General features: G+C 75.8%; 19 protein-coding genes. 12 read left to right on the top strand and 7 right to left on the bottom strand.

Annotation, left to right across the window (positions count from 1 at the left end; genetic code table 11):
• Positions 1-168 precede the first annotated feature (168 nt).
• Both GKC29_RS30275 and GKC29_RS29935 read left to right on the top strand, forming a co-directional pair.
• Positions 169-300, top strand: coding sequence for a hypothetical protein (locus GKC29_RS30275; protein ID WP_255456185.1), 132 nt, complete (start codon positions 169-171; stop codon positions 298-300).
• On the top strand, positions 297-5,264 hold the full coding sequence (locus tag GKC29_RS29935) for a WG repeat-containing protein (protein ID WP_230689013.1): 4,968 nt from the start codon (positions 297-299) through the stop codon (positions 5,262-5,264). The genes GKC29_RS30275 and GKC29_RS29935 overlap by 4 nt, the downstream gene beginning before the upstream one ends.
• A gap of 188 nt (positions 5,265-5,452) precedes the next feature.
• On the opposite strand, the gene GKC29_RS12515 is transcribed toward GKC29_RS29935, so the two are convergent.
• Both GKC29_RS12515 and GKC29_RS12510 read right to left on the bottom strand, forming a co-directional pair.
• Positions 5,453-6,004, bottom strand: coding sequence for a DUF3558 family protein (locus GKC29_RS12515; RefSeq protein WP_155330990.1), 552 nt, complete (start codon positions 6,002-6,004; stop codon positions 5,453-5,455).
• Between the two features lie 26 nt (positions 6,005-6,030).
• Complete coding sequence (locus GKC29_RS12510) at positions 6,031-6,510, bottom strand: cupin domain-containing protein (RefSeq protein ID WP_155330989.1); 480 nt, start codon at positions 6,508-6,510, stop codon at positions 6,031-6,033.
• Between the two features lie 93 nt (positions 6,511-6,603).
• On the opposite strand from GKC29_RS12510, the gene GKC29_RS12505 reads away from it, so the two are divergent.
• Both GKC29_RS12505 and GKC29_RS12500 read left to right on the top strand, forming a co-directional pair.
• The gene (locus tag GKC29_RS12505; protein WP_155330988.1) at positions 6,604-7,263 is read left to right on the top strand and encodes a TetR/AcrR family transcriptional regulator; all 660 of its coding nucleotides are present in this window, start codon (positions 6,604-6,606) and stop codon (positions 7,261-7,263) included.
• A 92-nt stretch (positions 7,264-7,355) separates the two neighbouring features.
• Entirely contained in the window at positions 7,356-8,354 is a 999-nt protein-coding gene (locus GKC29_RS12500) for an aldo/keto reductase family protein (RefSeq protein ID WP_155330987.1), read from the top strand.
• Positions 8,355-8,424: 70 nt separating this feature from the next.
• On the opposite strand, the gene GKC29_RS12495 is transcribed toward GKC29_RS12500, so the two are convergent.
• On the bottom strand, positions 8,425-9,222 hold the full coding sequence (locus GKC29_RS12495; protein ID WP_155330986.1) for a site-2 protease family protein: 798 nt from the start codon (positions 9,220-9,222) through the stop codon (positions 8,425-8,427).
• Entirely contained in the window at positions 9,222-9,422 is a 201-nt protein-coding gene (locus GKC29_RS12490) for a hypothetical protein (RefSeq protein ID WP_155330985.1), read from the bottom strand. Before GKC29_RS12490 ends, GKC29_RS12495 begins: the two co-directional genes overlap by 1 nt.
• A 116-nt stretch (positions 9,423-9,538) precedes the next feature.
• Here GKC29_RS12490 and GKC29_RS12485 point away from each other — a divergent pair, with 116 nt between their 5' ends.
• The 4 genes from GKC29_RS12485 (at position 9,539) to GKC29_RS12470 (ending at position 15,496) form a co-directional block, all read left to right on the top strand.
• Positions 9,539-11,341, top strand: coding sequence for a serine/threonine-protein kinase (locus GKC29_RS12485; protein ID WP_155330984.1), 1,803 nt, complete (start codon positions 9,539-9,541; stop codon positions 11,339-11,341).
• A gap of 71 nt (positions 11,342-11,412) precedes the next feature.
• Positions 11,413-13,371, top strand: coding sequence for a bifunctional adenosylcobinamide kinase/adenosylcobinamide-phosphate guanylyltransferase (locus GKC29_RS12480; RefSeq protein WP_155330983.1), 1,959 nt, complete (start codon positions 11,413-11,415; stop codon positions 13,369-13,371).
• The gene (locus GKC29_RS12475) at positions 13,361-14,134 is read left to right on the top strand and encodes an adenosylcobinamide-GDP ribazoletransferase (RefSeq protein WP_155330982.1); all 774 of its coding nucleotides are present in this window, start codon (positions 13,361-13,363) and stop codon (positions 14,132-14,134) included. Before GKC29_RS12480 ends, GKC29_RS12475 begins: the two co-directional genes overlap by 11 nt.
• A gap of 66 nt (positions 14,135-14,200) precedes the next feature.
• On the top strand, positions 14,201-15,496 hold the full coding sequence (locus GKC29_RS12470; protein WP_155330981.1) for a DUF2314 domain-containing protein: 1,296 nt from the start codon (positions 14,201-14,203) through the stop codon (positions 15,494-15,496).
• A gap of 98 nt (positions 15,497-15,594) precedes the next feature.
• On the opposite strand, the gene gcvT is transcribed toward GKC29_RS12470, so the two are convergent.
• Positions 15,595-16,725, bottom strand: coding sequence for a glycine cleavage system aminomethyltransferase GcvT (gene gcvT / locus GKC29_RS12465; RefSeq protein ID WP_155330980.1), 1,131 nt, complete (start codon positions 16,723-16,725; stop codon positions 15,595-15,597).
• 162 nt (positions 16,726-16,887) lie between these two features.
• On the opposite strand from gcvT, the gene GKC29_RS12460 reads away from it, so the two are divergent.
• Positions 16,888-18,462, top strand: coding sequence for a leucyl aminopeptidase (locus tag GKC29_RS12460; RefSeq protein ID WP_155330979.1), 1,575 nt, complete (start codon positions 16,888-16,890; stop codon positions 18,460-18,462).
• A gap of 82 nt (positions 18,463-18,544) precedes the next feature.
• Here the strand turns inward: GKC29_RS12460 and GKC29_RS12455 are convergent, their stop codons facing one another.
• On the bottom strand, positions 18,545-18,874 hold the full coding sequence (locus GKC29_RS12455) for a hypothetical protein (protein ID WP_155330978.1): 330 nt from the start codon (positions 18,872-18,874) through the stop codon (positions 18,545-18,547).
• A gap of 180 nt (positions 18,875-19,054) precedes the next feature.
• Between GKC29_RS12455 and lpdA the strand changes: the two genes are divergently transcribed.
• A complete protein-coding gene (lpdA, locus tag GKC29_RS12450) occupies positions 19,055-20,443 on the top strand; it encodes a dihydrolipoyl dehydrogenase (protein WP_155330977.1) in 1,389 nt (462 codons plus the stop codon).
• A 67-nt stretch (positions 20,444-20,510) separates the two neighbouring features.
• A complete protein-coding gene (gene sucB, locus GKC29_RS12445) occupies positions 20,511-22,334 on the top strand; it encodes a 2-oxoglutarate dehydrogenase, E2 component, dihydrolipoamide succinyltransferase (protein ID WP_155330976.1) in 1,824 nt (607 codons plus the stop codon).
• A 61-nt stretch (positions 22,335-22,395) separates the two neighbouring features.
• On the opposite strand, the gene GKC29_RS12440 is transcribed toward sucB, so the two are convergent.
• Positions 22,396-23,346, bottom strand: a complete 951-nt coding sequence (locus tag GKC29_RS12440; RefSeq protein ID WP_155330975.1) for an SDR family NAD(P)-dependent oxidoreductase — start codon at positions 23,344-23,346, stop codon at positions 22,396-22,398.
• Between the two features lie 202 nt (positions 23,347-23,548).
• On the opposite strand from GKC29_RS12440, the gene GKC29_RS12435 reads away from it, so the two are divergent.
• Positions 23,549-24,127, top strand: a complete 579-nt coding sequence (locus GKC29_RS12435; RefSeq protein ID WP_155330974.1) for a TetR/AcrR family transcriptional regulator — start codon at positions 23,549-23,551, stop codon at positions 24,125-24,127.

The following is a 24,127-nucleotide window of genomic DNA, read 5'->3' as shown; positions in this document are numbered from 1 at the left end:
AATGTCCGGAACCATAGGATAACGTTTGAGGCCCGGGACGGTGCCACAGTGGCGGTGACCGAGCCCACGCCGTTACCCTCCATCCGCAGCTACGCCGTGCCGGAACGGGGGACTCTACCGGCAGGCGGGGTGCCCAGCGCGACAATGTGCAACGAGGTGACAATCGCCGTGAGCGAGCGGACGCGAGCCGGCCACCGGGGCGCGGCCGTGAGCGAGCGGACGCCCGCCGGCCGGCCCGGCGTGCCCGCCCGGGCGGACGACCCCGCCGCCGCGCGCACCGACGACGGGTCGCCCGGATGAGTCGCGGCTACGGCGACCGGTGGCACGACCCCGCCGAGCCGTCCTGGGTGGTCGAGCCGACGAACGAATGGCACCCCCAGTTCCCCGGCCAGCGCTACCCCGGTGACATCGGCGTCGAGCACGCCCCGCCGCCCGCCCCGCGTGGCCGGGCCGCCGTGGTCGGCCGGGCCGAGGTGCCGCCGCTCGCGCCGACCCGCCCCGACGGGACGTACGTCGGCCGGTCCTGGGACGACGAACCGGACGGCTGGCGCGGCCACCACGACGACCGGCGCCCCGGCGACGAGGCGTACCGCCCGCCGGCCGGCGACCCGGCCAGGACGGACACGCGGGGGCGGGGCCAGCGACCGGACCAGCGCAACGGCCGACCCGCCGGCGACCCTGGGTGGAGCCCCGACGACCACCGGGCCGACAGCCGTGGCCGCCACGACGACTCCGGCCGGTACGACGACCGCCGCCCCCGATACGAGCCGGCCGGACGGGACCGGCCGGTGTCCCCGGCGGGACACGCGGACCTCGGCTGGCTGCGGGAGACCGAGGAGGACCGACCCCGGGGCCCCGAGCCCACCCACGCCGGACACCGGGACGGCGCGGAGCCGCGCCGGACGCGCTACCCCTGGGGACGCTCCGGATCCGACGACCGGGGCCGGCCCGCCGCGCACTCCCCGGACCGTCGCAACGGCGGGCCACAGGACCACACGTACACCGGCCCGTGGGACCGCGCCGACGGGCCCCGCCACCCCGGCGCGCCCCACGGGCACGTCGTGCCCGACCCGCGGGACCGAATCAACGGCCGACGCGATCGCGCCCCGGACCATCCCCGCGACCCCCGTGGCGAAGGCCCCCGCGGCCGCGTGACGGACGGTCCCCGCGACGGCGCCCGCGATCGGGCTGCCGAGGGACCACGCGATCGGGATGCCGACGGTTCCCGGAACCACGCGGCGGGTCCGCCGCGACCGGCGGACCGCCGCCCGGAGCCCGCCGGCGAGGGACCGTGGGACCGTTCCGGCGACGGATCGCGGTACGGCCACGCCGACCGCCGGCCGCATCCCGAGCGGACGCAGGCCGAGCCGCCGTCGCGCGGTGCTCGTCATCGGGAGCACGACGGCCCGTGGGGCGGACGCGACGCGGCGGCGCGCGCGGACGGGTATCCGCAGCGCCGTCCCGCCGAGCCGGACCGCCCGCCCGCGTACCGGGACCCGGAACCCCAGCGGAACGGCGAGCGGGCCGGCGACCGTCCGGCGGACCGGTACCGTGCCGAGCGACCGCAGGCCGACCGGCGGCCCGACGAGCGGCTGCCCTGGCCGCCGCCCGGCCCGGTCCACCCCGGTTTCGACCGGGACGCCGTCCGCCACGGCGAGCCGCGGCCGGACCACTCCCGTCCCGCCGAGCGGCCACCTCACGATGCCCGACCGGCGCGGTACGACGAGGTGCACCCGGCCGCGGGCGCCCGTCCCGCCGGCGCGCCGGTGTCCGTCCCGCCGTCCCCGGCGCACGACCGGCCCGTGTCGGGCGCGCCCGGCCGTCCCGTCTCCCCCGGGCCCGTCCCACCAGCACCGGCGCGGCCCGTCTCACCCGCACCCGCCCCGACCGGCGAGGACCGCCGACTCCCGGACCGACCCGTCTCCCCCGGACCCGTTCCACCACCACCGGCGCGGCCCGTCTCACCCGCACCCGCCCCGACCGGCGAGGACCGCCGACTCCCGGACCGACCCGTCTCCCCGGCGTCTCGACCCGGCCGGTACGACGACCGGCCGGCGCCGATCGCCCCCGGCACCGACGGGCCGGGCCGGTGGCCGGTACCTCCCGCCTCCGGTCACGATCGCGGGACGCCCGGCCGGCCGGTGTCCCCGGCTCCCGTCGAGCACCGGCAGGACCGGCGACACCTCGACCGTCCGGTGTCGCCGGCAGCCGGACCCGCCGAGCGGCCCCCCGGCACCGCGCCCGTCCCGTACGGACCGGACCGCCCGGTCTCCCCCGCCCCCCGCCCGTACGGACCGGCCACACCACCGGAGCCGGTCGACCGGCGGCCGGCACCGGAGCCGGGTGACCGCGGGGCGGATCGGGCGACGACGCGTCCCGGCTCGCCGGCGGGCACCACGCCGCTTCCGTCGTCGCCGGACGATCGGCCCCGGGTCGAGTTCCGTCCGGCGCCGGAACGCGCGGCCCGGCCCGAGGACATCCGGCCGGCCGGCGTGTCCCCGACACAGGAGGAAGCGGCAACGGCCGGATCGGCACCGGACACCACCTCGGGCACGACGCCGGTCATCACGCCCTGGAACCCGCGCCGGTACGTGCCGCCACCGCCGTCGGATCAGCCCGTCGTCGAGCCGCCGCGCGCGCAGACCCCGAAGCGGAGCGGCCCGGCCGCCTGGTTCGGGTCGGCCGCGCCGCCCGCCGAGCCGGAGCCGGCGCAACCGACCTCGCCGGCGGAGGCTCCCCCGGCTTCGCCGGTCAGCGCGGAGAGCGCGGCGGACTCCGGCACGACCGCCGACATGGACGGGCGGCCCCTGCCGCCCGCACCAGCCGGCGACGAGCCGGTCGGCGGCACCGCTGCGACGTCGTCCGCCCCGACCTCGCCGGCACCTTCCACGGCGGCAGCGGACGCCGGCAGGCCCGCCCCGTCCGACGCCCTCCCGTCCGCGCCCGTGCCGTCCGGCTTGGTGGAGCCCCCGCCGGCGGTCGATCGACCTGTGTCGGCACCACCCGCCCAGGTGGTGTCGGCACCACCCGCCCGGCCGGTCTCGGCGCCACCGGCCCAGCCCGTCTCGGCGCCACCGGCCCAGCCGGCCTCGGCGCCGGCGGCTGGCGCGGTGGAATCCCCCACACCGGTCCCGGCACAGCCGGCCGCGCCCCGGTCGGCCGCGGCTCCCGCCGCCCCGGCAGCAGAGCACCCGGACTCCACCGCACCGGCCCCGGAAACCCCACCGACCGCCGAGGCACCGGCCACCACCGGCCCGGTCGCGGCACCACCCACGCACCCGGTCGGCACGTCCCCAACCAACCCGACGTCACCGGTCTCCGCGCCACCCGCCCAGCCGGTGTCGGCGCCACCAGCCACCTCCCCGTCGCCGCCAGCCGCGACCGGTTCGACCCCGCTGGGCGACGACCTGTCGGATGCGCCGGTCACACCGCCGGTGGCAACCTCCCCGATCCCCGAGCCCGCCGCCCCGCTGTCGGAACCGGCCGGTCACCGGAGCGACCGGGCGCACGAGCCGGGCGAGCGACCGGACACGGACGACGCCGAGGTGCCCGCCGCGCCGGCCGGGCCAGCGGTCGCGCCGCGTCCGCCGGCGGAATTCCCGACGGCTGCCCCCTCGACCGGGACACCGCCGACCGTCGACCCGACGACCGCACCCGCGAGCGACACCGACACGCGGCCGACGTCGGCAGCGCCCGTCGACGTTGCGGCCGAGCCGACGCCACCCGCCGCCGTGGCCGCGACGGGGTCGGCGACGGACATCCCCCCGTACGGGGCCGAAGGCGACCATGATCTGCCGGCACCCCCCGACGGCACCGGCGACACGACGGCGACCCCCGACGGCACCGGCGCGACGGCGCCGACCGGGACCGGACCGACCGGCTCGGTCACGGCGCCCTTCTCGGACGACAGCGAGGACGGGCCCGACCCGCGCCCCGACGCCGCGCCGGGCGGGACGCGGTTGTCGGAGCAGGGTGATCCCGAGCAGATCCTCGCGAGCTACCACTGGCAGCTGGACCCGGCGACGCTCCGCGAGATCGTGACGGAAGCCGACGAGTTCCGGGTGATCCGTCGCCGCCTCACCGAGAAGCTCGGTACGGCCGTCGACAACAGGTCCCGTGCCCGGCTGCTCAGCCTGCGGGCGGTGGTGTCCCGGATCGTCGGCGACCTGGACGACGCCCTCGCCGACGGGCGGCTCGCCCTCACGTACGCGGAGGCGACCGGTGAGCTGCGGCGGACAGCGCTGGCGCAGGCCCGGCTGGCGCACGTGCTGCGGTGGCGGGGCGAGTACGACGAGGCCGACCGGCTCCTCGCCGAGGCGAACTCGCCGGAGCTGCCCGACCGCCTGCGGGCCACGCTGCACGAGCACGCCGGCCGGTGCTGCTTCGACCAGGGCCGGCTGATGGAGGCGTGCGACCACTTCGAGCGGGCGCTGAACCTGCGGGGCGCCGCCGACCCCGAGCTGCTGGCGCGGGTCCGGATGAGCCTGGACGCGGTCACCGAACGGGCGGCGGGGACGGGCTTCGGGCCGTACCCCCGGAGCCGGGAGGAGCTGCTGGAGCGGGACCGGCCCCCGGTGCCCGCGCGCGACGGCGAACGCTGGGGCTACAGCGACCCCGACGGCGACCTGGTGATCGGCGCGGAGTACGCGGAGGCGCAGCCGTTCCGGGAGGGGGTGGCCTGGGTACGCCGGCCGACGACCGACCGGTGGTCGCTGATCGACCTCACCGGCGCGACCGTGCTGGAGCCGTCCTGGACGGCGGTGCGCCCGTTCTCCGACGGGCTGGCGTGGGTGTCGCACGGCGAGCCCGGCGGCTGGCGGGCGATCGACATGACCGGCGAGGTGGTCGTGCCGCCGGGTTTCGCCGACGTACGCCCGTTCCGGCGCGGCGTCGCCGCGGTCCGCCGGGAGGGCTGGGGAGCGGTGGACCGCACCGGCCGGATCGTGGTGCCGACCCGCTACCACGGGTTCGCGACCACCCTCGCCGACGGCCGGCACGTCGACGGTTTCACCGACGAGGGCCTGGCCGTGGTGGACGTCGCCGGGCGGTACGGCGTGGTGGACCGGACCGGGCGGGTGGTCGTACCGCCGGTGCACCCGGCGCTGGTGGTGCACCCCGTCGCGTTCCTGGTCGCCGTCGGCACCGGCCGCTGGGGGGCGCTGGACCGGCGGGGCGAACCGTTGATCGACCCGGTGCACCCCGACCGGGGCGAGGTGGCGGCCGAGATCGACCGGCTGCTCACCGACACCGTGCCGGTGATCTGACCGGGCCTGCTAGGCGGCGCGCTCCGCCGGCCGGGTCCGGCGCTGCCCGGGACGAGGTCCCCGACGCCTCGGCCAGCCGCCGGTGCCCGGGGCAGGCCGGCGACCGTCCGGCGCGGCCGGCCGTCCCGTGCCCCGCCAGCCACCCGGGCGGTGCGCCCCCTGCTGACGCGGCCGGAGCCCGCCGGGCCTCACAGCCGGTCCCGGACCAGGCCGGCGAGCCGGACCATGGTGTCGCGGTCGCGGTCGTCGACGACGCTCGTGACCACCCGCAGCCGGCAGATCCGGTCGCCGTCGGCGAACTCCGCCTCGTCGATCACGAACCGGATCCCGTCCGGGCCCGGTTCGGGCTCGCCCAGCACCGGGTCGGGCGGTGGCAGGACGCCCTGCGGGGCGGTGCCGGGCCGGCCCACGAACAGGGTGACCGAGTGGCCGGTTTCCCGGTTCTCCCACACGCAGCCGTCGGCGCCGGCGACGCCGGTGCCGGCCCGCCCGATGACGTCGGTGATCTCGGCTTCGGTCAACAGCGAACAGTCGTCGACCTCCTCGCCACCGGCGGCCGGCCCGCCGGTGGTCGGCCCCGCCTGGTCCGGCGCGCCGGCCGGGGGTGGAGCGGTCGGGGACGGGTCGGTGGCGCAGCCGGCGAGGGCCGGCCCGAGTGCCAGGACCAGGGCGGCGACGGTGGCCGTACGGAACCGTCGGCTCCGCGCCGGGACGGCCGACGCGACGGATTGCACGATCATGCTTCGCTCCTCGGGAGACGGGTCGGTCACCGGCCGGGCGGGGGCCCGAGCAGGTCGATGCCGTGCCGTGCGGCGGCGTGGCCGAGAGCCGCCGGGTCGATCGGCGCCGGGTCCGGCAGCCGGCGTTCCGCCGCCGGGACGCCGGCCTCGGCGGCGAACCCCTCGAACCCGGACGGAGTGGTGATCTGCAACGCCCGCAACGGCTCGTCCTCGCCGACCACGAAGGTGTGCGGGACTCCGACCGGCAGCAGGACGAAGTCACCGGGCCCGGCGCCGAACCGCTCGTCCCCGCAGTGGAACACCGCGGTGCCGGAGATCAGGTAGAACATCTCGTCCTCCACCTGGTGCCGGTGCAGGGGCGGGGCGAAGCCCGGCGGGTTGACGAACTGCGCCACCGTGATCCGCCCGCCGGTGTGCGCACCGGACGCCTTGACCGTGACCAGGTTGCCGAGGAACCAGTACGCCTCTCCGTCGTCGGGGCGGAGCACGTAGGGGTGAACGGACATGTCGCCTCCCGGCGGACCGACGTGATAGTCGATGAACACTGTACTATTGGATAGCCATCAGTACAGTGAATGTGTTGCTAGTATGACGACGCCATGGGTGAAGTCAAGGACGGAAAGCCGACGCGGCCGTACCGGTCCCGGGTCCGGGAGGAGAGCGCCCGCCGCACCCGGCAGGCCGTGGTCCGCGCCGCGACCGATCTCTTCGTCGCCCGCGGCTACACGGCGACATCGCTGGCCGACGTCGCCGCCGAAGCCGGAGTGGCCCGCCCCACCGTGTTCGCGGCGTTCGGCTCGAAGGCGGCCCTGCTGCGCCAGGTGCTCGACGAGGCGCTCGCGGGGGACGACGAGCCGGTGCCGGTGGCGCAACGCCCCTGGTTCCGCCCGGTGCGGGAGGGGCGCACCGGCGCCGAGGTGCTCGACGGGTACGCCGGCGTCTGCACCCTGATCGGCGCCCGCGCCGCCCGCGTGTTCGAAACGGTCCGCCGCGCCGCCGACGGCACGCCCGAAGTGGCCGAGGTCTGGCAGACCCTGCTGCGCAACCGGCGGGCCGGCGCCCGGATGGTGGTCGAGCGGCTGCGCGAACTCGACGTGCCGTTGCGGCAGGGGTCCGACGTGGAGCACGCGATCGACGAGTTGTGGTTCTACAACGACCCCGCCCACTACGGCGCGCTGGTGCTGGACCGCGGCTGGCCCGAGTATGCCTTCCGGGCCTGGCTGGGCCGCAGCATGCGGCACGCCCTGCTGCCGGCCTGACGGTCGCCGCGCCGCGCCCCAGCCCTCGGGGTGAGGATCCACACCACCGGGCAACCGGTGAACCCCGGTGCACGCCGGACTAGGGTCGAGGGATGGAATTCCGACACCTGGGCCGGTCCGGCCTCATGGTCAGTGAGATCTCGTACGGCAACTGGATCACCCACGGCTCGCAGGTCGAGGAGGAGGCGGCGTTCGCGTGCGTCCGGGCCGCCCTGGACGCCGGCATCACCACCTTCGACACCGCCGACGTGTACGCGGGCACCCGCGCCGAGGACGTCCTCGGCCGGGCGTTGGAGAACGAGCGGCGCGAGGGCGTCGAGCTGTTCACGAAGGTGTACTGGCCGACGGGGCCGGGTCGTAACGACCGGGGCCTGTCCCGCAAGCACATCATGGAGTCGATCAACGGCTCGCTGCGCCGGCTGCGCACCGACTACGTCGACCTCTACCAGGCCCACCGGTACGACTACAGCACCCCGCTGGAGGAGACGATGGAGGCCTTCGCCGACGTCGTCCACTCCGGCAAGGCTCTCTACATCGGCGTCTCCGAGTGGAAGGCCTCGCAGATCCGCGAGGCCCACCAGCTCGCCCGCGAGCTGCGCATCCCGCTCGTCTCCAACCAGCCGCAGTACTCGATGCTCTGGCGGGTCATCGAGGCTGAGGTCATCCCCACCAGCGAGGAGCTGGGCGTGGGGCAGATCGTCTGGTCCCCGATGGCGCAGGGCGTGCTGTCCGGCAAGTACCAGCCGGGCCAGCCGCCGCCGGCCGGCTCCCGCGCCACCGACGAGAAGTCCGGCGCGGGCTTCATCGCGCAGTGGATGACCGACGAGGTCCTGACCCGGGTGCAGCGGCTCAAGCCCCTCGCCGAGCAGGCCGGGCTCAGCATGGCCCAGCTCGCCATCGCCTGGGTGCTGCAGAACCCGAACGTGTCCTCGGCGATCGTCGGCGCGTCCCGCCCCGAGCAGGTCCACGACAACGTCAAGGCGGCCGGTGTGAAGCTCGACGCCGACCTGCTCAAGGCCATCGACGAGATCGTCGAGCCGGTCACCGAGCGCGACCCGTCCCGCACGGAGTCCCCCGCCCAGCGCCCGTGACGCGCACCGTCGCGGCCGGCGTGCGACATCGGCGCCGGCCGCGACGGACGGGCACCGCCTCGATCCGCCGTCAGCCCTGCCAGAAGCGCACGAGCTCCAGGCCGCGGGCGTACAGGCCCGGCGGCAGGCCGAGGGCGTCGCCGACGGCGAAGACCGCCCCGAAGAACCAGCCGCCGATGGTCGGGTTCCACAGCAGCGCGAACAACAGGATGAAGCCGTACGGCGCGAAGAGGTCGTACATCCGGCGGTACGGCGGGCTGAGCCACGGCTGGATCATGTTGCCGCCGTCCAGACCCGGCACCGGGAGCAGGTTGAGCAGGCTCGCGGTGAGCTGGAGGAAGGCCAGCAGCGCCACGGCGGCCCAGAAATCGACCGGCCCGCCGCCGGGCGCGCCGACGCGGAGCGCGGCGACCAGCACCAGGGTGAACAGCACGTTGGTGGCCGGCCCGGCGAGGCTCACCAGGGTGTGCCGCAGCCGCCCCGGGATGGCGTGCCGGTCCACCCAGACCGCACCGCCGGGCAGACCGATGCCGCCGAGCAGCACCACCAGCACCGGCAGCGCGATGGACAGCAGCGGGTGACTGTACTTCAACGGGTTGAGCGTCAGGTAGCCCTGGTGGGCGACGCTGCGGTCACCGGCCCGGAAAGCGACGAGCGCGTGCGCGTACTCGTGCAGGCAGAGCGAGACCAGCCAGCCGGACACGACGAAGAGGAACACGTCGAACCGGACGTTGCCGAACCCGCGCCAGGTCATCACCGCGCTGGTGACGAAGAGCGCCACCAGGGCGAGGAAGACCGGGCTGGGCCGGAACGCCGCCCGGGGTACGCCGAGCACCAGCCCCTCGCCACCCGGGCGGTCGCCGGCCATCACTCCGCCGGAGGCAGCAGGCTCATCCGGTACTCCACGCGGTCGTCCTCGACGAGCGCGACCGAGGTGACGCCGGACGCCGCGAGCTCCCGCCAGGTCTGGCCGATCCAGGACTCGGCGTCCGCCTGGCTGCCGAACGACTCCGCCGGACCCTGCGCCGGCTCGCCGTTCGTGCCCTCGTACCGCCAGCTCCACGCCATGTGCGCGTCTCCCCTCGCCGCTGATCTCCCGCCAGAGTAATGGGCCGGACGGACAACGGCTGCGCGTCGGGTGAGTGCGTGATCGCCCCGCGGGGGCCGGCCGGTACCGTGACCCGGTGCTGACTCGAGGTGTGACGCTCAGCGGCCGGTACCGGTTGGACGAGCGGGTGGCAACCGGCGGCATGGGGGCGGTCTGGCGGTGCACCGACGTCGCACTGGAACGCGTGGTGGCGGTGAAGGTGCTGCTCCCGGCGCTGACCGAGGACCCGGAGTTCACCACCCGGTTCCGCTCCGAGGCCCGGATGCTGGCGGCGCTGCGCCACCCCGGCGTGGTCGCGGTGCACGACGTCGGGCGGGCCACCCTCGGCGACGGCTCCGCGGTCGACTACCTGGTGATGGAGTACGTCGACGGCGAGCCGCTCGGCACCTGGCTACGCCGGGCGGGGCGGCTCGACCCGGCCTCGACCATGTCCGTGGTGGCGCAGGCCGCCGACGCGCTGCACGCCGCGCACGTCGCCGGCATCGTCCACCGCGACGTCAAGCCGGGGAACCTGCTGGTGAAGCGGGACGGCCGCGTGGTGCTCGTCGACTTCGGCATCGCCCGCTCCGGCACCACGGCCGGCCTCACCGCCGCGAACATGGTGCTCGGCACCGCCTCGTACATGTCCCCCGAGCAGGCCGCGAACCAGCCGGTCTCCCCCGCGACGGACGTCTACGCCCTCGGCGCCGTGGCGTACGCCTGCCTCGCCGGCCGGCCACCGTTCGACGGGGACAACCCGTTGCAGGTGGCCCTGCGCCACCTGCAGGACGAGCCCGCGCCGCTGCCCCCGGAGACCCCGGCGGGGGTCGTCGCCGTGGTGGAGCGCGCCATGGCGAAGCGCCCGGCCGACCGCTGGCCCGACGCGGCGGCGCTGGCCGACGCCGCCAGCGCGGCGAGGGAGGCGACCCTGGCGGTGGTCCCGGACTCGGCCCGTCCACCGTGGGCGGTCGCCGGAGCGTCGCCCGCCGCCGGCCCGCCGGGATTCTCCGCCGCACCGGTCCCGCCGTCCACCGCCGCACCGGTCCCGCCGTCCACCGCCGCGCCGGTCCCGCCGATCCCCGCTGCCGCCGCCGCGCCGGACGGCAGGGGCCCGGACGGCTCGGGGCCGTCCACGCCGCCGGGGCAGCCGTCCGCCCACCAGACCGACCCGACGTCGTCGCCCACCCGGGAGGAGCCCGCCGCCCGGCGGCCCGGCCGGCGGGCCGCCCTCGTCGGCGCGGCCGTCGCGGTCGCCGTCGTGACCGTCGGCGCCGTCACAGCCGCGGCGCTGCTCACCGACGGAAGCAGCACCGCCCCTGACAGGGACCGCGCCACCCCGGCCGCCGCCGCCTCCGTGGGCGGGATCAACCCCGGGAGCCCGACGCCCAGCGCGGCGGCCCCGACCGGCACCGGGCGTCCGGCCACCGCCGCCACCCCGTCGGCGGGCCGCACCTCGGCCCCCGCCTCGGCGGCTCCGGCGCCCGCGCCGTCGGACGCGGGTACCGCCACCGCCACGTCGCCGCGCCCGGGGCCAGCCACCGCCACCGCCGCTCCCCCGAAACCCAACCCGTACACCGCGGGCGAGGTGTGCGGCAGCGGCTACCAGGTGATCGACTCCGCCCCGCTGACCGCCGGCGGCACCCGGACGGGGCGCGTCTACCTGCTGTACCACAACGGCACCGGCACCAACTGCGTGGTGACGCTCAAGGACAGCGCCGTGGGCACGGCCACCGCCGCGTCGGCCTGGCTGGAGGTGCAGGGGCGGGCGCGCAGCACCGACAGCGGGTCGTTCGCGTACTACGCCGGCCCGGTCCGCGCCAAGGCCGCCGGGGTCTGCGTCAAGTGGGGCGGGTCGACCGGCGGCGCCAGCTACGGCAGCGGTTTCGAACACTGCGGATGAGGTCGCGCGGACCGGCCGGCGGCGTACGGGCCGGAGGGCGGCGGGACACCGGGCGGCCTTAAGGTACGGGCATGTCCGTTGACGGGTGGAACACGGTCCTGGTGCTCGGCGGTATCCGGTCCGGCAAGTCCGAGTTCGCCGAGTCCCTGGTCGCCGACGCGCCGCTGGTCCGCTACGTGGCCACCGCCGCCGACGCCGGCGACGACGAGGAGTGGGCGGCGCGGTTGGCGGCCCACCGGGCCCGCCGCCCGGAGACCTGGACCACCGAGGAGACGGCCGGGGACCCGCGTCGGCTGGCGGACGTGATCTCCGCCGCCGGGTCGCACGAGACGCTGCTCGTCGACGACCTGGGCGGCTGGGTGACCGTCCTGCTCGATCCGGCCCACCAGCCGGCCGACGACACCGCCACCGTCGCCGAACTGGCCGAGGCGGTGCGTTCCTGCCGGGCCCGGCTGGTGGTGGTCAGCCCGGAGGTCGGGCTCTCCCTGGTGCCGACCACCACCCTCGGCCGGGCCTTCACCGACGCGCTCGGCGCGGCCAACCGCGCGGTCGCCGACGCCTGCGACGCGGTCGTCCTGGTGGTCGCCGGCCAGCCGGCCTGGCTGAAGCCGGCCGCGCCGGCGGCCCCCGGACCGCCGCCGAGCGTCACCGTGGGAGCGGCGGGCGCCCCCACGCTGGACGGCGGGGCCGGCGAGCCGACCGACGAGACCGAGGTGACGCCGCGCGGGGAGCCGGCGGCGCTGCCCGAGGTGCTGACCCCGACCGCCCCGGCGGGACCCGCCGACGACGGCGGCACCGCCTGGGCGGCCCCGACGATGGCGCTGCCGATGGTCGCCACCGGCCTGGTCATCCAGCCGGGCATGGAACTGCCCATGCCCGACGAGTACGCGGGGCCGCAGGCCGTGGACCGGCTCGCCACCCTGGACGTGCCCGGCGCCGGGTTCGGCGTGCTCGACCGGGTGGTCGGCTTCGCCGCCGCGACGCAGGGCACCCCGACACCGGTGCCCTGGGGCCCGGTGCGGGCACTGCTGGTGCACGGCGACCACGCGGGTGGCGCCGCCGCCGGCACGGTCCCGGGCGACTCCACCCGCCGCGCCCAGGACGCCCGGGCCGGCCGGGGAGCCCTCGCGCGGCTGGCCGCGGAGTCCGGCGCCAGCCTCCAGGTGGTGGACGCGCCGACCGCCGGCCCGATCGAGGTCGAGCCGGCGCTGGCCCTCGACCAGGTCGAGTCGGCGCTGCGCCAGGGCTGGCGGCTGGCCGAGCAGGCCGCCGACGACGGCGTACGGCTGCTGGTGCTGGGCGCGTGCGGCGCCGGCACCGAGGCGGCGGCCGCGGCGGTGCTGGCCGCCACGGCCGGCGCCGAACCGCCCACCGTGCTCGGCCGGGTCCTCACCGACGCGGGCGAGTACGACGACGCCTCCTGGATGGTCCGCTGCGCTGCCGTCCGGGACGCCCTGCACCGCAGCCGGCACTCGCCGCGCGGCGCCAAGGACATCCTGGCCGAGTTGGGCGGCGGCGACATCGCCGTGGCCACCGGCGTGCTGCTCGGCGCGACCGCGCGGCGGCTGCCGGTGCTGCTCGACGGGCCGGTCGGCGTGGCCGCCGGCCTGGTCAGCCGGGACCTGGCCGGTCAGGCCCGGCACTGGTGCCTGCTCGCCGACCACGGCGGGCACCCGGCGGTACGGCTGGCCGCCGACGTGCTCGGCCTGACCCCGCTGCTCGACCTGCGGCTGGACCTGGGCGAGGGCGCGAACGCGCTGGTGGCGCTGCCGCTGCTGCGTTCGGTGCTCGGGCTGGCCGCCGCGCTGCCGGCGCACCCGGCGCTGGGCGGCGGCGTCCCGGACGAGACCGAGCCGGAGACCGGGGAACCCGACGCCGAGGAGCCGGACTTCCACGAGCCGGAACCGGCGGGGCCGGGGCCGACCACGACCGAGCCGGACGTCCACGAGCCGGAACCGGCGGGGCCAGGGCCGACCACCACCGAGCCGCGGGCCGCGTCCCTGGATCCGTCCGGCTGGCGTGCCGGCTGACTCGCGGCTCGCCGCCGGGGTGCGGCTGGCGCTGACCACGTTCACCACGCTGCCGGTGCGCGCCGGCCGGATCGACCGGGCGGTCGCGGGCACCGCGATGGCGCTCGCTCCCGCCGTCGGCGCGCTGCTCGGCGCCGCCCTCGCCGGGGTGCTGCTGCTCGTCGGCGCGCTCGCGCCGCCGCTGGTGGCGGCCGGCGTCACGGTCGCCGCCGGCGCGCTGCTCACCCGGGGCCTGCACCTCGACGGGCTGGCCGACACCGTGGACGCGCTCGGGTCGTACCGGCGGGGAGCGGCCGCGCTGGAGATCATGAAGAAGCCGGACGTGGGCCCGTTCGGGGTGGTCGCGCTGGTGGTCGTACTCCTCGTGCAGGCGGCGGCGCTCGCGGACCTGGCCGGGCGGTCGGGGCCCGCGGTGCTGGCGGCGGTGGTGACCGCGACCGCCGCCGGCCGGCTCGGGGTCGCGGTGGCCTGCCGGCGCGGGGTGCCCGCGGCCCGGCCGGAGGGCCTGGGCGCGCTGGTCGCCGGCACCGTCGGGCCGCTCGCGCTGGCCGCCGGCGCGGCCGCCGTCGGGCTGGTGGCGGTCGCGGCCGTGCCGGGCCGGCCGTGGCAGGGGCCGCTCGCCGTCGCCGTCGCCCTCGCCGTCGCGGTGGGGCTGCTGCGGCACGTGGTACGCCGCCTCGGCGGCGTCACCGGCGACGTGCTGGGCGCGACGGTGGAGGTGGTCACCACGCTGACCTACCTGGGACTGGTGTTGTCCGGCTGAGTTCGGCCCCGCCCGGCGGGTAGCGTTCGGGGCGACAGCACCGGCGCGGCCATCCCGGGGGACGACATGCTCATCACGGACGACTTCCTGCCGGTACCGGTCCCCGAGTCGCTGAGCGCGACCTACCTGGTGCCGATGGCCGGGTTGCCGGCGGTGGGCACGAAGACGGCGGTGCAGCGGCTCGCCGGGCGGCTGGCCGAGCCGGTGCACGGGCTCGCGCGGCAGATGCTGGACAGCCCGCTGATGAGCGTGGACACCCGGCCGGTCGACGAGTTCCCCGAGCTGCCGCCGGACCTGCTGACGGCGTTCGGCGCGACCGAGGCGCAGCTGGCCCGGCTGGCGGCGGCGACCCACCTGGTGGTGGTGCAGGCCGAGTACCGGCCGGGGTGGCCGCCGGCGCACGAGTGGGCGGCCCGGGCGGTGGCCGCCGCGGTCGCCGACACGGTCGGCGGCGACGTGGTGGACGTCTTCGGGCTCCAGTTCCTGGACCCGGCGACCGCGCTGCGGTCGCTGCCGGACGCGCAGGGGCGGATCCGGCTGGTCGACTGGGTGCTGGTGCCGTACTCGTCGGACGCCGAGGGGCTGTGGTTCACCACGAAGGGGCTGCGGCGCTTCGGCCTGCTGGAGCTTCAGGCGCAGGGGGTGCCCGACCATCTCACCAGGGCGTGGGGCGCGGTGATGACCGGGGCGGCGCGCCGGCTGCTGCGGGACTGGACGGACGGCCTGGCCGGCGAGGAGGTGCCGGCGTTCGTGCAGTTGCCGGTGCTGGCCACCGTCACCGGGCACGACATCGCGGTGGCGTACGGCAACCCGGAGCAGCACGGGGCGACCGCGCCGGTGCTGCTCCGGCTGGAACTGGACCCGGCGACCGACCCGGAGGCCGACTCGTTCCTCAGCCTGCGCCCGCCCGCCGGGCACCCCGGCCCGGACGGTCGCTACTACGCCGCCGCCTGCGCCACGCTCTTCAACGGCATCCAGCCGGACGTGCGGTACGCGCGGCCCGGGGACGCGATGAGCCGTGCGGTCGCCACCGCCCGCGCCTCGCTGGGCGACATCCGGGCGCGGTTCCTCGCCGGGCAGCTACCGCCGGAGACGCAGCTCGTGGTCAAGTACGGGCTGTCGGGTGACGACGGCCCCGAGTACGTCTGGGCCGGGGTGACCTCCTGGGCCGTGCCGGAGCGGATCGAGGGTGCGAGCGCCAGCGACGCGAACACCGACCCGACCGTCCGGATCGGCTCCCCGGTGGTGGTGGAGGCGACCGACGTGGTCGACTGGGCGGTCCTCGACGGCACCGGCGTCATCGAGGGCGGCTGGACCCAGGCCGTCCTGGACGCCGGCGAACGCCCCACCCCACCCCTCTAACCCCCACCCCCACCCCACCCGACCAGCGTGATCATGGAGTTAGCGGGCGAGTTGATCTCCAAATCACCCGCCAACTCCATGATCAACGGGGATCGGTGTCAGCGGACCGAGGGGTTCACGAACGGGGGGCGGGTCAGGCGCATCGACGCGCGGCGGCCACGGATGTCCACCTCGACCTCGGTGTCGTCCGTCAGGTTGGGGGCCGTGTCGATCAACGCCAGGGCGATGCCCTGCTTGCGCGTCGGGCTGAAGGTGCCGCTGGTGATGGTGCCGACCCGGGTGTCGCCGACGTACACGGCCATGCCGGGGCGCGGGATGGCGCGGTCGACCGCCGCCAGGCCGCGCAGCGCCCGCCGGGGGCCGGCGGCCTTCTCCGCGAGCAGCGCGTCCCGGCCCCAGAAGGCGGGCTTGTCCCAGCCCACCGCCCAGCCCGAGCGGGCCTGCACCGGGGTGATGTCCAGCGACAGGTCCTGCCCGTGCAGCGGGTACCCCATCTCGGTGCGCAGCGTGTCCCGGGCCGCCAGGCCGCAGGCCCGCAGCTCGTACGCCTCCCCGGCGGCGAACAGCGCGTCCCACACGGCGACCGCGTCGCCCGCGGGCACGACCAGCTCGTACCCCAGTTCCCCGGTGTAGCCGGTGCGGCAGACGGTCAGCTCGGCGCCGGCGAGGGTGGCGGTCGAGAAGCTCATGTACCCGTGCTCGGTGGGCAGGCCCAGGGCGCCGAGCAGGTCGGCCGAGCGCGGGCCCTGCACGGCGAGGACCGCGTACGCCTCGTGCTCGTCGCTGACCGTGACCGACGGCGGCGCGGCGGCGCGCAGGCGGCGCACGACCTCGGCGGTGTTCGCGGCGTTCGGGACGAGGAAGACGTGGTCGTCGCCGTGCAGGTAGGCGATGATGTCGTCCACCACGCCGCCGGTGGCGTCGTCGCAGCAGAGCGTGTACTGCGCCCGGCCCGGCCCGATGCGGCCCAGGTCGTTGCTCAGGCAGGCGTTGACGAAGTCTGCCGCGCCGGGACCGGTCACCCGAGCCTTGCCCAGGTGGGACACGTCGAAGACGCCGACCGAGGTGCGCACCGCGGTGTGCTCCTTGAGCACGCCGCCGCCGGCGTACTCCAGCGGCATCTCCCACCCGCCGAACGGGGCGAACTTGGCGCCGGCGGCGGTGTGCCGGTCGTGCAGCGGGGAACGGCGGAGCCGGGTCTCGGCAGCGCCGGAGGTCACGTCGGTCATGGGTGGGAACTTACCGGGGCCTGAACCGCTGGTTAGCATCGGCGGGACCCGCCGGAGCCGTCGGCGGGACAGCCCTCACCTCCGGCGGGTACGGTCCGCCGGAGACCTTCATCGCCGGTTCGCGACGATGCGACCGGCCCGGCCCGCCCGGGAGCAGCTTCAGTGACACCGCCCAGCACCACCACCCTGAGTTTGGTCGACACCGACCCCGCCGAACTCGCCGTCGACGCCATCGTCATCGGTGTGCACAGCCAGACCGGCGAGCCGGCCGCCAGCAGCGGCCACGCCGCCACCCTGCTGCTGGCCAGCGGCGCGGAGAGCATCGCCGCGGCCTTCGACGGAAAGCTGACCGAGACGCTGGCGCTGCTCGGTGCGACCGGCCGCCCCGGCGAGGTGATCAAGCTCGCCACGCTCGGCACGGTCACCGCCCCGGTGGTCGCCGCGGTGGGCCTCGGGCCGGAGCCGACCGGCGCCGCCCCCGCCCCGGAGGCCCTGCGCCGGGCGGCCGGCGCGGCCGTTCGGTCCCTGGCGGGCGCCTCCCGGGTGGCCCTGGCCCTGCCGCTGCCGGACGACACCGACGCGCCGGCGGCGCTGCGGGCGGTCGCGGAGGGCGCCCTGCTCGGCGGCTACCGGTTCGCCGGCTACAAGACCCGCCCCCAGCCCGCCCGCCGGGAGCCGGTGGCCGAGGTGCTGGTGTCGGTGCCGGACGCGGGCGACGCGGTCGCCACGGCCGAGGTGGCCCGGGCGCAGGCGGTGACCGACGCGGTGCGCCGCACCCGGGACTGGGTGAACACCGCCCCGAACGACCTGCGCCCGCCGGCGTTCGCCGACGCCGTGGCCGCCGCCGCTCGCGAGGCCGGCCTGGCGGTCGAGGTTCTCGACGAGGCGGCACTGCGCGAGGGCGGGTACGGCGGCATCGTCGCCGTCGGCCAGGGCTCGGAGGCCCCGCCGCGGCTGGTGCGGATCAGCTACACCCCGGCCGGCGGCGGCACCGGCAAGCGGGTCGCGCTGGTCGGCAAGGGCATCACCTTCGACACCGGCGGCATCTCGATCAAGCCCGCCCAGGGCATGTGGGAGATGAAGTCCGACATGGCGGGCGCCGCCGCCGTGGCCGCCGCCATGCTGGCGGTCGCCGCGCTCAAGCCGTCCGTGCCGGTGACCGCGTACCTGCCGATGGCGGAGAACATGCCGTCGGGCACGTCGTACCGGCCGGGCGACGTGATCACCATGTTCGACGGCAAGCGGGTCGAGGTGCTGAACACCGACGCCGAGGGCCGGATGATCCTCGCCGACGCGATCGCCCGCGCCTGCGCCGACGGCTGCGACTACCTCTTCGAGACCTCCACCCTGACCGGCGGCCAGGTCATCGCCCTCGGCAAGAGGGTGGCCGGCGTGATGGGCACCCCGGAGCTGTGCGACCGGGTGAAGGTGGCCGGCGACGCGGTCGGCGAGCCGGCCTGGCCGATGCCGCTGCCGGACGACGTGCGCAAGGGCATGGACTCCGACGTCGCGGACATCTCCCAGGTCAACGCCGGCATGGACCGGGCGGGTCACATGCTCCAGGGCGGGGTGTTCCTGCGCGAGTTCGTCACCGCGGACGTGTCGTGGGCGCACATCGACATCGCCGGGCCGAGCTACCACTCCGGCGAGCCGACCGGCTACTGGACCAAGGGCGGCACCGGCGTCCCGGTCCGCACCCTGCTGCACCTGATCGAGGACGTCGCCGCCAACGGCTGACGCGCAAGGAAGGGCCCCTTGTCAACGCCTGGCGTTGCACAAGGGGCCCTTCCTAACACCCCGGGCGCTCGGTACGCCCACCTCAGAACAGTTCGGGGCGGCGCTTGCGGCGTTCGTTGTAGTCGCGCATCCGCTGCGGGTAACCCATCAGGCGGACGTCGTACACGGGGATGCCCATCCGGTACGCGAAGCGCCGCGCGCCGTCGGGACCGTCGATGCGGCGGCGGGTCCACTCGCCGTCGCTGGCGATCAGCATGACCGTGGTCTCGGTGACGGTCGTCCGGGGCTCGATGTACGCCTCGACACCCTGCCGGGTGCGGACGAAATTCTCAAGGTGCTCCAGATCGGCACGGTCGGCCGCGCGGTCCAGGCTGACCGCAGGCCTCTTCTTCCGTCGTCGGAACAGTCCCACCGGCCGTCTCCCCCAACCCGCGTCATCGAAGCCCGTGCCAAGCGTACGTGTCGACGACGTGTCGTTGGGCACCTCGTTACGCGGGCGGAGCGCGGTGGTGACAAGATGACCGAGGTGGGGTGTGCCCGCATTACCCTGCTGTGACCCCCCGAATGCAGCGACGCGACCTGGGAGTTGGACGTGAGCGAGCCGAACCAGACCTTCGACATCGTCATCCTCGGAGGTGGCAGCGGCGGCTACGCGACGGCGCTGCGCGCCGCCCAGCTGGGCCTCTCCGTCGCGCTGGTCGAGAAGGGCAAGCTCGGCGGCACCTGCCTGCACAACGGTTGCATCCCGACCAAGGCGCTGCTGCACGCGGCGGAGATCGCCGACCAGACCCGCGAGTCGGAGCAGTTCGGTGTCAAGGCCGAGCTGGTCGGCATCGACATGGCGGCGGTCAACTCGTACAAGGACGGGGTCGTCTCGCGGCTGTACAAGGGCCTGCAGGGTCTGGTGGGCGGCGCGAAGAACATCACCTTCGTGGCCGGCGCCGGCAAGCTGGTCGCGCCGAACGCCGTCGAGGTCGACGGCAAGCGCTACACCGGCCGCAACGTGGTCCTGGCCTCCGGCTCGTACGCGAAGAGCCTGCCCGGCCTGGAGATCGACGGTGAGCGGGTCATCACGAGCGACCACGCCCTGACCCTGGACCGGGTCCCGTCGTCGGTGATCGTGCTCGGCGGCGGCGTGATCGGCGTCGAGTTCGCCAGCGTGTGGAAGTCCTTCGGCGTGGACGTCACGATCGTCGAGGCGCTGCCGCGGCTGGTCGCCGCCGAGGACGAGGAGTCGTCGAAGGCGCTGGAGCGGGCCTTCCGCAAGCGGAAGATCAACTTCAAGGTCGGCAAGCCGTTCGAGAAGGTCGAGAAGACCGACAACGGCGTCAAGGTGACGATCGCCGGCGGCGACACCGTCGAGGCCGAGCTGCTGCTGGTCGCCGTCGGCCGCGGCCCCAACACCGCCAACCTCGGGTACGAGGAGCAGGGCGTGAAGATGGACCGCGGCTACGTGCTGACCGACGAGCGGCTGCGCACGAACGTGCCGAACGTCTACGCCGTCGGCGACATCGTGCCCGGCCTCCAGCTCGCCCACCGGGGCTTCCAGCAGGGCATCTTCGTCGCCGAGGAGATCGCCGGGCAGACCCCGGCCGTGATCGACGAGGCCGGCATCCCGCGGGTCACCTACTCCGACCCGGAGCTGGCGTCGGTCGGCCTGACCGAGGCGAAGGCCAAGGAGCAGTACGGCGCCGACAAGATCAAGACCTACAACTACAACCTGGGCGGCAACGGCAAGAGCCAGATCCTCAAGACCACCGGTTTCGTGAAGCTGGTGCGGGTCGAGGACGGGCCGGTCGTCGGCGTGCACATGGTCGGCGCCCGGGTCGGTGAGCTGATCGGCGAGGCCCAGCTCATCTACAACTGGGAGGCGTACCCGGCCGAGGTGGCGCAGCTCGTGCACGCCCACCCGACGCAGAACGAGGCCCTGGGCGAGGCGCACCTGGCCCTCGCCGGCAAGCCGCTGCACGCGCACGCCTGACACGACAACCGCGGCGTCCGGCGACGGGCGACGATCCCACCAGGGGAACCGAAGGAGTCTGGAGAACATGCCGGTATCGGTCACCATGCCCCGGCTCGGCGAGAGCGTCACCGAGGGCACCGTCACGCGCTGGCTCAAGCAGGAGGGCGACACCGTCGAGGTCGACGAGCCCCTGCTCGAGGTGTCGACCGACAAGGTCGACACCGAGATCCCGTCGCCCGCGGCCGGCGTGCTGACCCGGATCGTCGTCGGCGAGGACGAGACCGCCGAGGTCGGCAGCGAGCTGGCCGTGATCGACGGTGAGGGCGGCGCCGCTGGCGGCGGCGAGGCCGCCCCGCAGCGGCAGGCCGCTCCGGAGCCGGAGCCGACGGCCGCCGCCGCGGGCACCGCCGAGCAGGTCGCGCAGGAGGAGGCCCCGCAGGCCGAGGCGCCGAAGGCCGCCCCGGCGCCGTCGGGCGAGGGCACCCCGGTCACCATGCCGGCCCTGGGCGAGAGCGTCACCGAGGGTACGGTGACCCGCTGGCTCAAGCAGGTCGGCGAGACCGTCGAGGTGGACGAGCCGCTGCTGGAGGTCTCCACCGACAAGGTGGACACCGAGATCCCGTCGCCGGTCGCCGGCACCGTCCTGGAGATCAAGGTCGCCGAGGACGAGACCGCCGAGGTCGGCGCGACCCTGGCGATCGTCGGCGCGGCCGGTGCCGCCCCGGCCGAGGCGAAGCCGGAGCCGAAGCCCGAGCCGAAGGCGGAGGCGCCCGAGCCGAAGCCCGAACCGAAGCCGGAGCCGGAGCCGCAGGTCAGCGAGCCGACGCCGGGCCTGTCGTACAACGAGCCGGCCGCCGAGGCCGAGGTCGCGGCCGAGCCGGTGAAGGCCGAGCAGGCCGCCACCCCGCCGGCCCCGACGCCGCAGCAGCGCCCGTCGGCGCCGGCGCCCGCCGGTGGCGAGGAGGCCGCCGGGTACGTGACCCCGCTGGTCCGCAAGCTCGCCGGCGAGCACGGCGTGGACCTGTCGACCGTCAACGGCACCGGCGTGGGTGGCCGGATCCGCAAGCAGGACGTGCTGGAGGCGGCGGAGAAGGCCCGCGCGGCCAAGGCCGCCCCGGCTCCGGCCGCTCAGCCGGCCGCGGCGGCGGCCCCGGCGAAGCCGGCGGTCAAGCCGACGCCGAGCGGCAAGCGGGGCACCACCGAGAAGTTGACCCGGATCCGCTCGGCGATCGCCAAGCGGATGCAGGAGTCGCTGCACGAGATGGCGCAGCTCACCACGGTGATCGAGGTGGACGTCACCAAGATCGCCAAGCTGCGGGCGCAGGCGAAGGACTCCTTCCAGCAGCGGCACGGCGTGAAGCTGTCCTTCCTGCCGTTCTTCGCCCTCGCCGCCGTCGAGGCGCTGCAGGCGTACCCGATCGTCAACGCCCGGATGGACCTGGCGGCCGGGACGATCACCTACCCGGACGCGGAGCACCTCGGCATCGCCGTGGACACCGAGCGCGGGCTCCTGGTGCCGGTCATCCACAACGCCGGTGACCTCAACCTGGGCGGCATCGCCAAGCGGGTCGCCGACCTGGCCGAGCGCACCCGGACCAACAAGATCAGCCCGGACGAGATCGCCGGTGCGACGTTCACGCTGACCAACACCGGCAGCCGGGGCGCCCTCTTCGACACCCCGATCGTGCCGTCGCCGCAGTCGGCGATGCTCGGTACGGGTGCCGTCGTCAAGCGGCCGGTCGTGGTCAACGACCCGGAGCTGGGCGAGGTCGTCGCCGTACGGTCGATGGTGTACCTGGCCCTGTCGTACGACCACCGGCTCATCGACGGCGCGGACGCCGCCCGCTTCCTGGTCGCCGTCAAGGAGCGGCTGGAGGCCGGCAACTTCGAGGCCGAGCTGGGCCTGTAGGGCTGACGCTCCACGACGAAGGGCTCCCCGGGTGACCGGGGAGCCCTTCGTCGTCGCGGGGTCACGCCGCCTTGAGGGTCTCCTCGGAGACCTCCCACAGCCGCTGCGCGGCCTCCGGGTCCAACGCGTACGGCGCGTACCCGGTGCGGGTGCCGGGCTGGTTCGGGCCGGCCTCCTGGCAGTCCTCGAAGTAGCGACCGCCGACGCCGTCGAGCAGCGGCGACGTGGCCACCAGCACGGACGTGGCGGCACCCTGCTCGACCGTCTTCCAGGCCGGCGCCGCCGGTCCGCCGCTGGCGGCGCGCAGCCGGGCCAGTTCCTCCTCGGTGATGTGGCGCTGCAGGTTGGTGCGGATCGCGCCGGGCATCAGCGCGTTGGTGAGGATGCCGTCGTCCGCCCAGCGCCGGGTCGCCTCGACCGCGAAGAGCACGTTCGCGGTCTTCGACTGCCCGTACGCGGCCCACGGCTCGTAGGGCCGGTCGTGGAAGTGGATGTCCTCGAAGACGACCGGCGAGCGCAGGTGCGCGGCCGAGCTGACCGAGACGACGCGGGCTCCCCCGGCCGCGGCGAGCGCCCGGTGCAGGCCGGTGGCCAGCGCGAAGTGGCCGAGGTGGTTGGTGGCGAACTGGAGTTCCCAGCCCTGCTGCGTCCGCATCTCCGGCGACGCCATGACACCGGCGTTGTTGACCAGGATGTGCAGCGGACCGTCCCAGGTCGCCACGAACGCGGCGACGGAGGCCGGGTCGGCCAGGTCGAGCGGGGCGACCAGGATCCGGTCGTTGCCGGTCGTACGCGTGATGTCGTCGGCGGCCCGCCGCCCCTGGTCGAGGTTGCGGACGGCGATGGTGACGTCGGCGCCGGCGGACGCCAGCGCCCGGGCGGTGTCGACGCCGATGCCGGATCCCCCGCCGGTGACGACGGCCCGGCGGCCGGTGAGGTCGATGCCCTGGATCACCTCGAGGGCGGTGGACTCTGCGGTGAACGGCGTGCTGACAGGTGTGCTGGTGGTCATGATCCGTCCTTTGTCAGAGGTGGCACGGCGGAACCCGGTCCGGCCGCTACCATCGGAAGCGGAGGCTCCTCCGCTACGGATCCAGCGTAACCGGAGGATCCTCCGCTTGCCAACCGGCCTGCTCCCGGCCGGCGTCCCGCAGACGCCCCGGCGTACCGTCGCGGGACGGGCCGCCGGAGCCCGCCGAGCGCCAGGAGGAGACGTGCCCGACCCCGCCCCCCGACCACTGCGCGCCGACGCGCAGCGCAACCGCGAGCGGCTGCTGGACGCGGCGGTCCGGGCGTTTTCCCAGGCCGGGGCCGACGTAACGCTGGACGCCATCGCCAAGGACGCCGGAGTCGGCATCGGGACCCTCTACCGGCACTTCCCCACCCGGGAGGCGCTGGTCGAGGCGGCCTACCGCAACGAGTTGGCCAAGCTCTGCGACGCGGCGGAGGACCTGCTGGAGCGGCTGCCGCCGGCCGACGCGACCCGCGCCTGGATGGACCGGTTCATCGACTACCTGTCCACCAAGCGGGGCATGGCCGACGCGCTCCGGCTGGTCATCGCGGCCGGCACCAACCCGTACGCGCAGAGCCGCGACCGCCTCGTCGCCGCCCTGACCCGGCTGCTCTCGGCGGGCGCGGCGGCCGGCACGGTCCGCGCCGACGTCGACCCGGCGGACGTGCTCGCCGGCCTGAGCGGCGTCTCCCTCGCCGCCGGCGGCCCCGAGCAGCGCGACCAGGCCCGGCGGCTGCTGGACCTGCTCATGGACGGCCTGCGCTACCGCCCCGGGGACTGA

The sequence above is a fragment of the Micromonospora sp. WMMC415 genome, from assembly GCF_009707425.1.
GTDB lineage: Bacteria > Actinomycetota > Actinomycetes > Mycobacteriales > Micromonosporaceae > Micromonospora.
The sequence above is the reverse complement of the archived record's forward strand: the minus strand, read 5'-3'. Positions and strand labels throughout refer to the sequence as shown.

Coding starts and splice junctions, on each gene's coding strand:
- GKC29_RS29935 (WP_230689013.1), top strand. CDS start 297: ATGAGTCGCGGCTACGGCGACCGGTGGCACGACCCCGCCGAGCCGTCC.
- GKC29_RS12515 (WP_155330990.1), bottom strand. CDS start 6,004: ATGATCGTGCAATCCGTCGCGTCGGCCGTCCCGGCGCGGAGCCGACGG.
- GKC29_RS12510 (WP_155330989.1), bottom strand. CDS start 6,510: ATGTCCGTTCACCCCTACGTGCTCCGCCCCGACGACGGAGAGGCGTAC.
- GKC29_RS12505 (WP_155330988.1), top strand. CDS start 6,604: ATGGGTGAAGTCAAGGACGGAAAGCCGACGCGGCCGTACCGGTCCCGG.
- GKC29_RS12500 (WP_155330987.1), top strand. CDS start 7,356: ATGGAATTCCGACACCTGGGCCGGTCCGGCCTCATGGTCAGTGAGATC.
- GKC29_RS12495 (WP_155330986.1), bottom strand. CDS start 9,222: ATGGCCGGCGACCGCCCGGGTGGCGAGGGGCTGGTGCTCGGCGTACCC.
- GKC29_RS12490 (WP_155330985.1), bottom strand. CDS start 9,422: ATGGCGTGGAGCTGGCGGTACGAGGGCACGAACGGCGAGCCGGCGCAG.
- GKC29_RS12480 (WP_155330983.1), top strand. CDS start 11,413: ATGTCCGTTGACGGGTGGAACACGGTCCTGGTGCTCGGCGGTATCCGG.
- GKC29_RS12470 (WP_155330981.1), top strand. CDS start 14,201: ATGCTCATCACGGACGACTTCCTGCCGGTACCGGTCCCCGAGTCGCTG.
- gcvT (WP_155330980.1), bottom strand. CDS start 16,725: ATGACCGACGTGACCTCCGGCGCTGCCGAGACCCGGCTCCGCCGTTCC.
- sucB (WP_155330976.1), top strand. CDS start 20,511: ATGCCGGTATCGGTCACCATGCCCCGGCTCGGCGAGAGCGTCACCGAG.
- GKC29_RS12440 (WP_155330975.1), bottom strand. CDS start 23,346: ATGACCACCAGCACACCTGTCAGCACGCCGTTCACCGCAGAGTCCACC.